This window comes from Streptomyces monticola, from assembly GCF_042665355.1.
GTDB classification, from domain to species: domain Bacteria; phylum Actinomycetota; class Actinomycetes; order Streptomycetales; family Streptomycetaceae; genus Streptomyces; species Streptomyces monticola.
Window position 1 is genome coordinate 100172 of the sequence record NZ_JBHTCF010000009.1, and the last position, 13129, is coordinate 113300.

Consider the following 13129-nt stretch of genomic DNA (forward strand, 5'->3'; position numbering starts at 1 on the left):
GAACGAGGAGGAGCCAGGTGCGGCTTGAAAGCGACCCGAGCGCCTTCCCGTCCGCTCTACCGCCCAGCACCACGGACCCGAAGGTGATCGCCGAGCACGACTGGGCGGCTTTCGGCGAGCTGGAGAAGATGACCAACCACTGGGACCGCCCGGGGTGGACCCCTTCGACGCGAGCCTATTACTGGATGCTCACCTTCCCCGACGCAGCCGCGCTCGCGGACTTGGCCCAGGACTGCCAGACGAAACTGAAGCACCTGCGCTTCGACGACATCGCACCGGAGGGCCTCCATCTGACCCTGGGCAGGATCGGCCTTGTCGATCAGATCCCCGCGACGCACCCGGAACTGCTGGCCGCGGCAGTACACGACAGCGCCCCATCGGCCTTCGCTCTGGACGCCATCCCTCTCACTGCATCACGAGGCGCGCTCAGGTTCAGCGTCGCGCCCTGGGACCCCGTCGTGGCGCTGCACGAAACGCTGTCGCACATCACCGCCAAGGCGGGTAGCTCACTCCGAAGGCCTACTTCAGCCCTCAGGCCACACATCGGGATCAGTTACTGCAACCGTCCCATCGCCGCAAGCACCGTGCGCGAAAGCCTTCGTCCCCTGCGTTCATTGCCTTCCGCAGAAGTGCCGGTCGAGCACATCCGGATCGTGGAGCTGCGACGCGAAGACCGCGCGTACCGCTGGCGGACGCTTCACTCCGTACGGCTCTGTCCTTAGAACTCCTAACGGAATGAGCAGGTTCTAGGCCCTCTGTGGAGTTCGGGGGTCTTGATCAAGGGGTTGGGCTGTCCGAGGATCTTGGGATGACTCTCAAAGAGCTGGTCTGGGACATGGACGGCACGTTGCTGGACACCACTGCCGTGGTGCCTGCCGCGTTGGCTCGGGCAGTGCGCGTGCTAGGTGGACCCGATGTCGACGCGAGCGACGTCGTCGCCGCGTACTGGCGGGGCACGCCGGAAGTCATCATGGAGCACCTCGTGGGGCGGTCACTGACGGCGACGGAGACCGACGTGTACTACCGCGAGCTTGAAGGCGTCGAAGTGGTCCCGTATCCGGAGGTAGTTGATGCCTTCGCTACCCTGCGAGCCCAGGGCAATGCACTGGCGGTGTTCACCGGCGCTAGTTCCCGGGCGGCTGGGATGTTGCTGGAGTCCGCGGGTTTGCCGGTTGACGTGCTGATCGGCGGTGACCACGTGGAGCGTCCCAAACCGGCGCCGGACGGAATCTATTTGGCTGCGCAGGAACTCGGTGTCGATCCCGTGGATGTGGCCTATGTCGGCGACTCCCCGCTCGATCTTCGGGCCGCGACGACCGCAGGGAGTCACGGTGCCGCAGCGGCCTGGGGCCACATGTACGACCCTGCGGAACGGGCGGATGTTGTGCTGGCGGGGCCCCTGCAGGCCCTTGAACTACTGTCCGGCGGCGCACGCGCATGAGGTAACTCATCACTTCCCACTCTGGCTCACGGTGGTCAGCCTCCGCCAGCAGATCAGTGCGCACCCAAGGGTGAGGAAGGCTTCGTGGATGTCGTCGCGTATCTCCCAGCGGATGCGCAGGCGCCGAAACCAGTGCAGGTGGGCGAACGCGCGCTCTACGACCCAGCGTTGGGTTCCGAGGCCGGAGCCGTGCTCGGTGCCGTGGCGGGCGATGGCCGGTTTCACGCCGAGGTCCCAGACGAGCCGCCGGTACTTGTCATGGTCGTAACCGCGGTCACCAAGCACGACGTTCGGGCGGCGGCGCGGTCGGCCGCGCTTGCCGCGCACGGGCGGCACCGCTTGAAGCAGTGGGATGAGCTGGGTGACGTCGTTGCGGTTGCCACCAGTCAAGGTGACCGCGAGTGGGATGCCCGTGGCGTCAGTGATCAGGTGGTGCTTGCTGCCGCTTCTGCCCCGGTCGACAGGGCTTCATCCCGTCTTAGATCCCCCTTTAACGCGCGGATATGGGAGCCGTCGACCGCGGCTCGGGAGAAGTCCAGGGCGTTCGCGCTGCGGAGTTTGGCAAGGAGAACCTTGTGCAGCTGGGGCCACACGCCGGCCTCGGTCCACTCGGCCAGGCGCCGCCAGCACGTCATCCCTGAACCGAAGCCGAGCTCCTGCGGCAGGTGTTCCCAGGCGATCCCGGTGTGCAGCACGAACAGGATTCGCCCGGGATGGCGGGCCCGGCGCTGCACCTTCGGCAGCAGCGGCTCGATCACTGCCCACAACTCGTCGTCGACATTCCGCGGCTTCGGCCGAGCCACCCCGCACCCCCGGATCAGCGGTCCGGGAATGATCCAACCACCTGGAAGATCATTTCGTTAGGAGTTCTTAGAGGGCATCAACGGTGTCTACCCCGGCTCTGAGCAGTTCCAGAGGAAATGCGCCCTGCGCCGTTCGGCCAACTTGTCCGGGCCGCTGAGGTGGCGGGCGGGTCGTGTGTAGCGTGGCTCGGGATCTAACGCGGGCTGGGGAGTTCGAGCTGTCGAGAGTTCAGGGAGGGACTGCGATGGCAGGGTTGGTCGACGCGAGCACCGTCAGGCTCGGTGTGGATGACGGGTTCGTGGGCCTGGTGGGTGAGGCAATGCGTGGAGATGTCTTCGCTCCGGATGTACCGGCGGGGCTGCGTTGGATGGCTCCGGCTGAGGGTTTCGTGGAGCTCAAGTGCCCGAGTGACGTGATCAGGAGCCGGGTGCGGGTGGAGTACTGGGATGGTGCTTCGCCCACGGATGATCGGGTGTGGTCGGGCCGCGAGGAGACCGAGATCTATTTCCCGGGCGGCGAACTGTGTGTCTACTCCGGTAATGACCGGCGCACGGTCCAGGTCGCAGTACCGGATAGCGGCCGCTACCGAGTGCGGATGACGTGGACGTTCAACCCGGACACCGGCCCGTACTTCTCGCCGTATCCCGACGGCCCAGAGATATTGGAAACCCCGCCGGGCCACGAGGCCGACTTGGACGGGGCGGACTGCTACTGCCTCATGCAGATCTGGCCTGCGGCCTCGGCGTCGTAGAGGTGTGGAGCCGCCGCGAGACGGCTCCACACGCTCCTTTGTCAGGTCAGTCGCCGGTGGCGATGACGAAGGCGTCCTTGTCGAGGATGCGGTCGTTGTTGTACCAGGCGTTCAGACGCCGTCCGGCTTCCTGGTTCTCGGTGGCGTCGATGTAGCGCACCGAGTAGTTGCGCTCGTACTGGGCGCCGTCGTACATGAATCGGGCCGCGCCTTCGTAGGTCGAGGCGAACGGGTACTCGTCGCAGTCCAGGCCCTGGCCGGGACCACCGGGCACCTCTCCGCTCCGGCAGTAGGCGCTCACGACGCTGCGGTTGTCGTCGATGCGGCTGCGATGTGCGTCGCTTGCCTCGCCCGGCAGGCGGTGCAGCGGGTCGGTGGGCTCGGCGCCGGGCAGCTGCTTGCCATCCTTGGGCGGCAGAGTGCTGTCGGGGTTGGCGCGGGCGTCCGCGATGTGGCTGGCAGCCGCAGAGACGCCATGGTACGCCTCGCCGGGTGCGGTCGGGTCGCTGGTGTCGCTGACGTCGTAGCGCAGCGCCGGGGTGGTGTCGCTGAACACCGAGCCCAGCTTGGAGTTCATGTACCAGGCGCTGTCGAAGCGGAGCTTGCCCTCTTCGCCGTCGGTGGGCAGGAACTGGCCGTAGCCGGGTATCTGGAAGGTGTACTTCGGGCGGAAGTCACCGTTGGCGATCTGCTCTCCTGCGGCAGCACCGGGCGACTTGGGGGCGATGGAGACGAGGTCGAACTTGGTCTTGCCGTCCCGATTCCAGTCGCTGGGAGAGTCGGTGCGGCCCTCGTAGACGCCGTTGTCGCAGGCGTCCTCGGCGCTGCCGCTCCCTTCGGCCCAGGTCCCCTCACATTCGAGTTCGGCCTTCATAGTGGCGCCGGACTTGTTGAAGTCCCCGGTGTTCGCCCACACGTCGACGTCGAGGTCGAACTCGGCGTAGCGCCACTGATCGCTGCCGATCCAGCCGCCGATCTTGCCCTGTCCGATCATGGTGTTACGGGAGATGAACCAGCCCTTGTTGTAGCAGCCCGGAGGCCACAGACCGCAGTCGATGGCGGGAATGGCGATCAGATGCCGCTGGCAGTACGAGTACCGGTTCTTGATCCAGCCGCCGTCGTTACTGGAAGCGTCGTTGCCGGCGCACTCGGCGACACCGTCGATGTACTGCTCCTGGTCGGCAGGCTTGCGACCGCGCGGGAAGCGCTGGCTGGGCACGGTGTAGCTGCGCCCGGACGCGTCCTTGGCCTGCTGGCCGGGCTGGGCGCTGGGACCGCTGGTCGGCTTGATGCCGAGGGCGTCCAGGTCCCCGTCGCGTTCCAGGATGTCGGTGATCTTCTGCGGGTTGGCGATCAGTTCGGGGTCGCTGATGACGTAGGCGTCTCCCGGCTTAAGTGACGTGGCCTGGCCGGGGGCAGCGGGGGCGTCCGCGGCCTGCGCGGGCAGGGCGAGGACGCCGAGTAACACGGCGGCCAGCGACGTGACAAGCGTGGTTCTTCCGCGAAATAACATGATCCTCCGTGAAGTCAGTCCCCGACGCGACGCGTAGTGACCGGACAGCAGAAGGACTTCAGGGCAGGCGCATGTGCATGCGCCAGGCGGCAAACGCGAAAGGTTTGCTTGTCAACAGACAGATCCCCCGTACCAATTGCTGCTCGCGGCCCACGGCGCGCCGAGCTCAACGCGCACAAGCCTCGCCTCAAGAGCCGCCTTCAGCAACCAGGATGGGAACTTGTGACCGAATCTCCGGGGGGATTCGCGTCACGGGTGAGCCGCACCCCATGGGACGTGGGCATGAAGGCCACCTTTGCCGCCCGGGCCTCGGGAGGGGCGCCCCCGCCTGAGGGCCGAGTTGGCTGGGATCGACCGCGCTGCGGGAGCGAGGGCTGATGTTTCTCCTGCCCCGGCCCCGATCGCCATGAGCAGCTGCATGCGCCTTCCCTGAGCGTGCGCTCTTGCAGATGTCCGCGCGGAGGGGCGCCGGCAAGGCGCCTTCTGTCAGTCGACCTGTTCTGACGCACGTCGGCGCTCGGCGCGAGCCAGGCCACGACCTGGCGCCTCCTCCATTACGCGAGTGATATCACCCGCGTAATGCCCCCGAAGCTCGCCGTGCAGCAAGCTCCCTTCCTGTTCGAACGCCAACACGCCAGTCATGCGTACGAGTTGAGTCGACTGGTGTCACGCTGAACGGAGGCAAGAGCCATGCCCGTACCGCGCCGAGTCAAGAACGACCACCTCATCTACGCGGACGTCGTCGACTCCAAGAGCAAGGCCGGAGTCTGGATGGGAGAGCGCGCCGCATATCAGGAGAACCAGCACAAGATCCTGGAAGCAGTGAAGGATCAGACGGACTGGGTACCGCTGCAGGACGCCATCATGGTCGTGAGCACGGAACCGGCCGGCATCACGGTCATCGTCCCCAATCCGACCCTGCCTGGCCTCATAGTCCTCGCCGACGGCGGCTCTCCCGCCGCAACCGCAAAGCTACAGGCGGCCGGTGAGGATATCGTCCGACGGGTTATGGGCGGCCTCGGCATCCGAGAGGAAGCGACGGCCTGAACCGATGACGACACCCCTCACGCTGTGGGGGAAGTACGTGCAGTTCGACCGGGCCGGGGAGAGTGCCCTCCTCGACCCGGTCACGCTGAACAGCGCGTACCTCACCCCCGAAGAGGCCGCAGAACTCACCACAGCCATGCCCGGCCGGACCGCGACCCTCGACGCGCTGTCCACGCTCGGCTTCACCCCCGACCCACACCGCGCCGATCCCCGCGACGTGCTGCGTGACCGGCTGGAGGAGTTGGGCCTGGACCCCACCCCTGTACGCATCAGCGGCCTCCGCATCGTCCTGACGGACCGCTGCAACATGTGCTGCTCGTACTGCTTCGTCGACACGAACACCGGCAAGCCGGACATGACCGAGACCGAGCTCGCTGAAGGCCTGGCCTATCTCTTCGAGTCGAACGCCGGCCAGGACGAGGTCTCCATCCAATGGTTCGGTGGCGAGCCCACGATCCGCTTCGACCTCATGCAGTACGGCGACGAACTCGCCGACGCCCTCGCCGAGAAGCACTCCGTGAAACGGGTCCGCCGCACCGTCGTCACGAACGGGGCCCGACTCACGGGAAAGGCGATCGAACACTTTGCCCGCTACGGATACGGCGTCGGCATCTCCGTCGACGGCCCGCCGGATATCAACGCCGCCAACCGACGCCTCCTCGGCGGACAACCCGCTGACGGCCGAATCCAGAAGAACGTGCGGCGCCTGCTCGACACCGAAGGCATCCATGTCGGCTGCAACCTCACTCCGACCTCGGCGAACATCGGGCGCCTCGCCGAGACGGTCACCTGGATCATCGATCACCTCGGCCTGAAGTTCATCTACGCCAACACCCCCATCCCCACTCAGGGGCATTGGCCGGTCAAGGGGCATGAACTGGCCGAGGAGCTCTACGAGGCACGCATGACAGCCCTGAGCCGTGGCGCCATGATGTTCTCCGTCCTCGACCGGGCCTTCCAGGCCCTGGACCGACGCCGCCCGATGCTCTTCGACCACATCCAGGCCGACCGCACCCTGAACGCGGCCCTCCTGCCCGGCAGCCGAATCAGCCTGTGCGACATCAACTTCGAGGAACCGGCCTTCCTTCGCAGCGTCGACGAGATACGCGTCGACCCGCGGCTACTGGAAGGCATCGCCAAACGCGTCGCCCCGATCAAGGAGTGCGGCACATGTCCCGCCTTGGCGATCTGCGGAGGCCCATCGCGCAACGAGCAACTCCTCATCGGCGGCGACCGGCCCGACGACGAGATGTGCGCCTTCTACACCAGCACGGTCGAGATCGCCGTCTGGGACAACACGGGGATGCAATGAGACCGCTCCTCAACTCCACCGTCCGTAACGCAACGTCGCCGCACACCGTCAGGTCTGCACTGATCAGCACAGCCGGACACTGCAAGATTGCCTGCGGCTTCTGTTTCCGCGCCGACCGAGCTCGCGGATTCCTCGACATTCCCACCTACACGCGGGCCCTGTCCCGCCTCAAGGAAGTCGGTGTAGAGGGAATCTGCCTCACCGGCGGCGAACCCGCACACCACCCTGAGCTCCGCCAACTCGCTCGCCTGGCGCACCAATTCGGCCTGTCGGCCTCTCTGGTCACCTCGGCTCGCGATGAGACAGACGTGGAACGGCTCGCCGAAATCGGGCACCTGTTGACCAATGTGACCGTGTCCGCCGACACGCTCGGGGCCATGGACCTGGGCGGAACTCAAAGGTCTGTCCTCTCCGGAATCGCCACGCTGGAAGAGCACCAGTCCCCAGCGCGGACTCTTCACCTCACCTACTGGAAGGTCACCGACGACGAGTCCCGCTTCATTTACAACCTCGTGAAACATGCGGGTGTCGACGTCCAGTTGAGCCCAGTCACACTCGACGAGGCGACGCGTCGGCGTATGGGCTTGTCGCTCGACACCTACACCAAACAGCAGCGCCACGACACCGAATGTCTCGGCCGCTACTTCCATCTCACCGCACGGTTCCGAAAGCACCTCCAGGCCCTGCAGGTCATGCACCGCCACCCGAGCCGACGGCGCAGGTGCTGCTCGTCGAATGTGTACGTGTCCGCCCGAGGCGAGGTACGTCACTGCCCGTACAGCAAAACCGGAGTACAGGTATACGCGTCGCGGGCCGACATACGCCGCTTCCTCACCTCACCTCCCCAGGACTGGACGACACCGGACTGCGCGGCCATCTGCCGCGCCGACGCACCTCCTGTGAGCGGACGATGACCAAACTGATCAGCACTCCTGGCGAATTCACCGACCGATGGCGCACGCCCCCGAACATGCGCATCGCCCCCGAACTCACCGCGTTCGACTACGACTTCCCGCCAGCCATCGACGTACTGGAGCAGATACGGCAGGACGAAGACGTACGGTTCACGATCCTCGGCGACCACGACTGGTCCGTCCTCATGGACCGCACCGCCGCCTTCCGCACCGCTCCGATCGATGAGATCCTCACCTGGCCCTTCCGCCTGGTGCACTTCCGGCTCCACCGCTTCTACGACCAGTTCCTCGCCGGTCTGCAGGAGCAGGTGATGATCCCGTGGCGAACTCGACTGTCCAGCTGGGGCTACACGTGGCAGCGATGCGCACCGATCCTTTTCCTGTCCACTGCCGGCGCGGCCTCCACGTACCACAATGACAATTCACACGGCCTCGCCTGGCAGATCGAAGGCACCAAGATCTTCCACAGCTATCACGACCCCGACCGGATCCTGCCCGCCGAGGCCGCCGTCATCGGCGAGACCACGGCCGAAGAACCGCCCGAGCACGATCCGGTCGACCGGCAGTCCGTGCGGATGGATCCAGGCGACATGTTGTGGAGCCATGCCCTGACCCCGCACTGGGTCACGACAGAGACACCTCTGGCCATGAGCATCACCCTGGCCCATGGCGGCTTGTGTCACCAAGGGCAGTTCTCTGAGCGCGAGTTGGTGCTGCGCTCCTACTGGGACGAGCACCCGGAAAAGGCGTGGACGCGCGACCTGGCACACCTTCGGTACTGACGTGGCCGATTAGGCCTCTTGGCCCGCCACCACAGAGTTCTCACACTCCAACTAGACGAGCCGGAGGGGGCGAGGGCGGGTGGGTACCCAACGCAAGAGGCGTATGACAAGCAGACGAACCAAGGCGCAGAAGCGGCGCCAGGTGCGGCAACGAGTCGGATTGATCGCCACGGTGCTGGTGGCCCTGGTCTTCGTACTGTGGCAGATCCCGTGGCTACTCCTCGCCCTCCTCGTCGTATCGGCGGCAGCGGTGGTGGGCGTCTACCTGTGGAAGGCAGACCGCCAAGCACGTACCGGGGACAAAGCCTGGCGCGAACAGGACCGGCACATGAAACTCGAACGGTCCATGACCACCATCGACGCCATGAGCTGGCAGGACTTCGAGCACTACGTGGCAGAGCTCTGCCGACGCGACGGATGCCGCTCCATCAAGGTCGTAGGCGGCGCCGGCGACCTGGCAGCCGACATCATCGGCGAGCTGTCCGACGGGCGGCGCCTCGTCGTCCAGGTCAAGCACTACGCGCCGCACCGCAGTGTGCCCAGCGGCGACATGCAGAAGTTCGTCGGTATGGCCTTCGCCGAGCACCAGGCCGACATCGCCGTCTTCGTCGCCACGTGTGAATACAGCACCAGGGCCAGACAACTCGCCCTCAAGCACAACATCGTCGCCCTCAACCGCGACCTCTTCGGCTCCTGGAACAACGGAGCCACCCTCGAATCACTCCTGCCGCTCAGCGGACTCGGCGCAGGCACATCACGTATTCGAAAGCGCAGGCCAAGCAAGGCGTGACGCCGCGGCCCGACATGTGGCCGGTGACCGACGAAGAATCGACCGGTCACCGCCCGCATGCGCATTGAGTCACGTGAACTCACCTACGGAGTAAGCCGGTTCGGCCCGCGGAACAGGAACGTGGCCTCACGGATGGACTCCAGCCCGAGCAGCACCATCAGCACCCGCCCCAGACCCATCCCGAGGCCGCCGTGTGGCGGGCACCCATACCGGAAAGCGTTCAGATAGTCCTGCAAGGGCTCGGCGCTCATGCCCTTCTCGGCAGCCTGTTTGAGCAGCACCTCGTGCCGGTGCTCGCGCTGCGCGCCGGTGGTGACCTCAAGCCCCTTCCACAGCAGGTCGAAGCTGAGCGTCACGCCCGGGTTGTCGGCCGGCCGCATGTGGTAGAAGGGCCGGATGCTCGTCGGATAGTGGGTGATGAACACCCACTCATGCCCGGTCTGCTCCTTGATGCGGGCGGCGATGGCGCGCTCGCCCTCCGGGTCGAGGTCCTCCTTGGCCCCCTCGGAGTCCCAGCCATTCGCGCGCAGGATCTCCTGCGCCTCGGCCATGGTGATCCGCGGAAACGGCGTTGCCGGCACGGTGACTTCCACGCCGAAGGTCTCCCGGATTGCCTCACTGTGGGCGTCGGCAACCTTGCGGGTGGCGTGCGTGAGCATCTGTTCCTCGAAGACCATCACGTCCTCGACACGGTTGATCCATGCGAGCTCGACGTCCACTCCGGTGAACTCGGTGGCGTGCCGAGAGGTGAATGACGGCTCGGCACGGAACACCGGACCGATCTCAAAGACCCTGTCGATGCCGGCAGCAATCGCCATCTGCTTGTAGAACTGCGGCGACTGGGCGAGGTATGCGGAGCGGTCAAAGTAGCCGAGCTTGAACACCTCCGCCCCGCTCTCGCTCGCCGTACCCATGAGCTTCGGAGTATGCATCTCCGTGCATCCCTGCGCGTAGGCGTACTCGCGCATCCCCTGCTCAAGCGTGGTCTGCACCGCAAACAGCAACTGCGCCGACGAGCGTTTGCGTACGTCGAGGAATCGCCAGTCCAGACGCTGCTCCAGGCCGGTGTGCTCGTCGATCGGCAGCGGTGTCTCGGCCCGGTTCAGCACCTCGACCTTCTCGGGAACGAGCTCCAAGCCACCGAGGTTCACGATCGGGTTGTCGACCACGCGGCCCGTGATGCGTACAGCGGACTCAGACGTCAGCCCCTCCAGGGCCGCTTCGATCTCGTCGCTCTCGCCACCGCGTTTGTGGGTGACCTGCACCATCCCGGTGTGGTCACGTACGACAACGAACTGCATCTTGCGCTGGAGCCGGAGTGTGTTCACCCAGCCCGACACAGAAACGGTCTGCCCGACGTGTTCTCGTAGGTCAGACACCAATACACGGCTAGTCGTGTGGATCATCGCAGCCCTCCCAGGGGCGTCGTCATGATCCCTTGGGGGCGCGGGCGAGAAGGGGACTCGCGGTACCACCACGCCTTTGCCGCCACCAGACGGCGGCGACCTCATTCAGGCCCGGTCACGGGGGCCAGCCGGCAGGGCATTGGGCCGAATCCCGGCCGTTCCTCCCCGCGCTCAGGAGGGTCTTCACGGTGGGGCGCGAGACTGCCTTCTCAGCTACTGGCAGCTCTCTCGGCTCGCGGATCCCGCCGCTACTCGTCTCCGTCTACGCGTTGGGATTGAGCATAGCGGGCCAGTAGGCGATAACGGGAGGGTTTTTCCACGAACCGTAGAGCCCTGCAAGCAGAGGCGCGACTGCATGTCCCTGGATATGCGGCACTGCCGATCGCGCTCTGCCTCGCTTCACGCAATGTGTATCACAGCATCAATTTGACGCTAATCGTTCGGAAGCTACGGCGCCAACAGTTCCGGCGACAGGGGGCGCAACATGATTGAGCGCCTATTTCTAAACTCTCCACCCTGCAACCAGTCCGCCCTCTTTGCGCACCGAGCATCTAAGGTCGGGCTGACGACGAAGACTGATTCATTCAGCCGACACGTCAACTCCTCCGTGAACTCGCCCCCCTGCGGCGTCCTGTACGGGCGGCACTTCGCCCCTGTCTCGTCGCTTCGCCCCCATCGTGTCCGCACCGCATCTGGCTTCCCCAGGGAGACGGCTGTGACCTTGCGGATCAGGAGGGCGGGCCGTCGAGGTCGAGGCGGATGACTGCGAGTACTTCTGCGATCTCGCTGGTCATCTCGTCGTCAGGCCCAAGGACCAGGCACAGGTCCGCATGGAGTGGTTCAAGGATGTTGTGGGCTTCGGTTGTACGGCCCTGGGCCAGGAAGAGCATCCCGATGTCGCGGCGAAGCTCGACAGCTTCCTCGCTCACATCGCCGTCCACGGACCGTACGACGTCCAGGACGTCGCGCAGCGCGGCGAGCGCGTCGGTGACCTGGCCGAGTTCAGCCCGGCAGCGGGCGGCCTGGGCGCGGCAAGCGCGAGCCCGCTCGCTGCTGGGTCCGCTGGTGCGTGCGTACGCGTCGGAGAGTGCGTCAAGTTCGGGGAGCGCGGCGCGGTAGTCGCCGCCGAGCAGCCAGATCGCTGCACGATTCATACGCAGTTCGAGAACCTGTCGGCTCTCAGAGCCGAGCGCCAGTGCGGCTGGTTCGATGACCTCGCCGATGACCTCGGCGGCCTGCGCGAATCGGTCATCCTCAAGGAGTGCGTCGGAGCGGCTGTACGCCACCTTGATCGCGGCGCGTACGGCGTCAGGGACGGGTGGTGCAGGCTGTGCGGTCGCCGACTCGGCAGCCTGACCCGCTGCCGACTGCTGCCCGGCGCGGGCGCGTGGTGCGTACGGCTTGCGAAAGATGCTTGTTGGGTCGGGTACCCCGGCGGGCCCCGCCTGGCCCGGTGCGGAGACCTGGGCGCCCGGTGATGGCAGGAAGGGCTCCAGCCGCTCGTACACCTCCTGCACGTCGGCGGGCCGCGCCTCAGGGGCCTTTCGGAGCAGGTGCAGGACCAGGTCTTCCAGAGCGGTCGGCACATCGGGGCGGAGCTGTCGCAGGGGTGTGGGTGCCGCGTTGACGTGCTGGTACATCACCATGTACTCGCTGTCGGCGGTGAACAGCAGCCGTCCGCTGAGTAGTTCGTGCAGGATGCAGCCGAGCGCGTACAGGTCGGTTTGCGGGCTGGTCCGGCCGCCGCGCACCTGTTCCGGCGCCATGTACTGGTGGGTTCCCAGGGGCGTGCCGGTCGCGGTGAGCTTGGTGACGTCGCTGCGCAGGATGGCCGCGATGCCGAAGTCGAGAACCTTCACGGTGCCGTCGTGGGAGATGAGGATGTTGCCCGGCTTGAGGTCGCGGTGGATCACCGGGACGGCGTGCGCGTGTGACAGGACGGTGGCGACCTGCGCGGTCACCGCGGCAGCCCAGCTGACCGGCAGCAGTTGCGTCGGCTGGACGTAGGAGCGCAGCGAGATCCCGTCGACGAGCTCCATCACAAGGAACAGTTGCTCGTACGACTCGTCGAGTACCGCGTCGTATACCTGCGGCACACCCGGGTGTTGGATGCGTGCGGTGATCCGCGCCTCGCGCTTGAAGCGCTTGACGAACTCCTCGGCGAGCTCCGGTGAGGTCACGGACTGTTGCCGGATCAGCTTCACGGCGACCGGTCGGTCGAGTACGGCGTCGTAGCCGCGCCACACGCTGCCCATGCCACCGTGGTCGATCTCTTCCAGGAGCTCGTAGCGCCCGGCGATCGGCTGGTTCTGCGACTCTGGCTGCGGCACTCTGCCCCCGTCGTTCTTCAACTCCGACCCCCGGCAGCA

At 66.0% G+C, this 13129-nt stretch carries 11 protein-coding genes and 1 pseudogene; 8 read left to right on the plus strand and 4 right to left on the minus strand.

Annotated features, from left to right (window positions below):
• Positions 1-17: 17 nt before the first annotated feature.
• Complete coding sequence (locus ACFQVC_RS21725; protein ID WP_381832651.1) at positions 18-722, plus strand: 2'-5' RNA ligase family protein; 705 nt, start codon at positions 18-20, stop codon at positions 720-722.
• Positions 723-808: 86 nt separating this feature from the next.
• Complete coding sequence (locus ACFQVC_RS21730) at positions 809-1441, plus strand: HAD family hydrolase (protein WP_381832654.1); 633 nt, start codon at positions 809-811, stop codon at positions 1439-1441.
• 9 nt (positions 1442-1450) lie between these two features.
• Here ACFQVC_RS21730 and ACFQVC_RS21735 read toward each other — a convergent pair.
• Positions 1451-2244 (minus strand): annotated as a pseudogene (locus tag ACFQVC_RS21735) (IS5 family transposase).
• A 245-nt stretch (positions 2245-2489) separates the two neighbouring features.
• On the opposite strand from ACFQVC_RS21735, the gene ACFQVC_RS21740 reads away from it, so the two are divergent.
• The gene (locus tag ACFQVC_RS21740) at positions 2490-2996 is read left to right on the plus strand and encodes a hypothetical protein (protein ID WP_381832657.1); all 507 of its coding nucleotides are present in this window, start codon (positions 2490-2492) and stop codon (positions 2994-2996) included.
• A gap of 46 nt (positions 2997-3042) precedes the next feature.
• On the opposite strand, the gene ACFQVC_RS21745 is transcribed toward ACFQVC_RS21740, so the two are convergent.
• Complete coding sequence (locus tag ACFQVC_RS21745) at positions 3043-4464, minus strand: NucA/NucB deoxyribonuclease domain-containing protein (protein WP_381832660.1); 1422 nt, start codon at positions 4462-4464, stop codon at positions 3043-3045.
• Between the two features lie 735 nt (positions 4465-5199).
• Here ACFQVC_RS21745 and ACFQVC_RS21750 point away from each other — a divergent pair.
• From ACFQVC_RS21750 to ACFQVC_RS21770, 5 genes are all read left to right on the plus strand, one after another.
• The gene (locus ACFQVC_RS21750) at positions 5200-5556 is read left to right on the plus strand and encodes a hypothetical protein (RefSeq protein ID WP_381832663.1); all 357 of its coding nucleotides are present in this window, start codon (positions 5200-5202) and stop codon (positions 5554-5556) included.
• Positions 5557-5560: 4 nt separating this feature from the next.
• Positions 5561-6868, plus strand: coding sequence for a radical SAM protein (locus ACFQVC_RS21755; protein ID WP_381832666.1), 1308 nt, complete (start codon positions 5561-5563; stop codon positions 6866-6868).
• On the plus strand, positions 6865-7782 hold the full coding sequence (locus tag ACFQVC_RS21760) for a radical SAM protein (protein ID WP_381832669.1): 918 nt from the start codon (positions 6865-6867) through the stop codon (positions 7780-7782). Before ACFQVC_RS21755 ends, ACFQVC_RS21760 begins: the two co-directional genes overlap by 4 nt.
• Entirely contained in the window at positions 7779-8564 is a 786-nt protein-coding gene (locus ACFQVC_RS21765; protein WP_381832672.1) for a hypothetical protein, read from the plus strand. Before ACFQVC_RS21760 ends, ACFQVC_RS21765 begins: the two co-directional genes overlap by 4 nt.
• A 103-nt stretch (positions 8565-8667) precedes the next feature.
• Positions 8668-9354, plus strand: a complete 687-nt coding sequence (locus tag ACFQVC_RS21770; protein WP_381832673.1) for a restriction endonuclease — start codon at positions 8668-8670, stop codon at positions 9352-9354.
• Between the two features lie 83 nt (positions 9355-9437).
• Here ACFQVC_RS21770 and aspS read toward each other — a convergent pair whose 3' ends face one another.
• Both aspS and ACFQVC_RS21780 read right to left on the minus strand, forming a co-directional pair.
• Positions 9438-10760 (minus strand): aspartate--tRNA(Asn) ligase, encoded by a 1323-nt coding sequence (aspS, locus tag ACFQVC_RS21775; protein ID WP_381832676.1) that lies wholly within the window; start codon positions 10758-10760, stop codon positions 9438-9440.
• A gap of 728 nt (positions 10761-11488) precedes the next feature.
• Entirely contained in the window at positions 11489-13090 is a 1602-nt protein-coding gene (locus ACFQVC_RS21780) for a serine/threonine-protein kinase (RefSeq protein WP_381832679.1), read from the minus strand.
• Positions 13091-13129 lie beyond the last annotated feature (39 nt).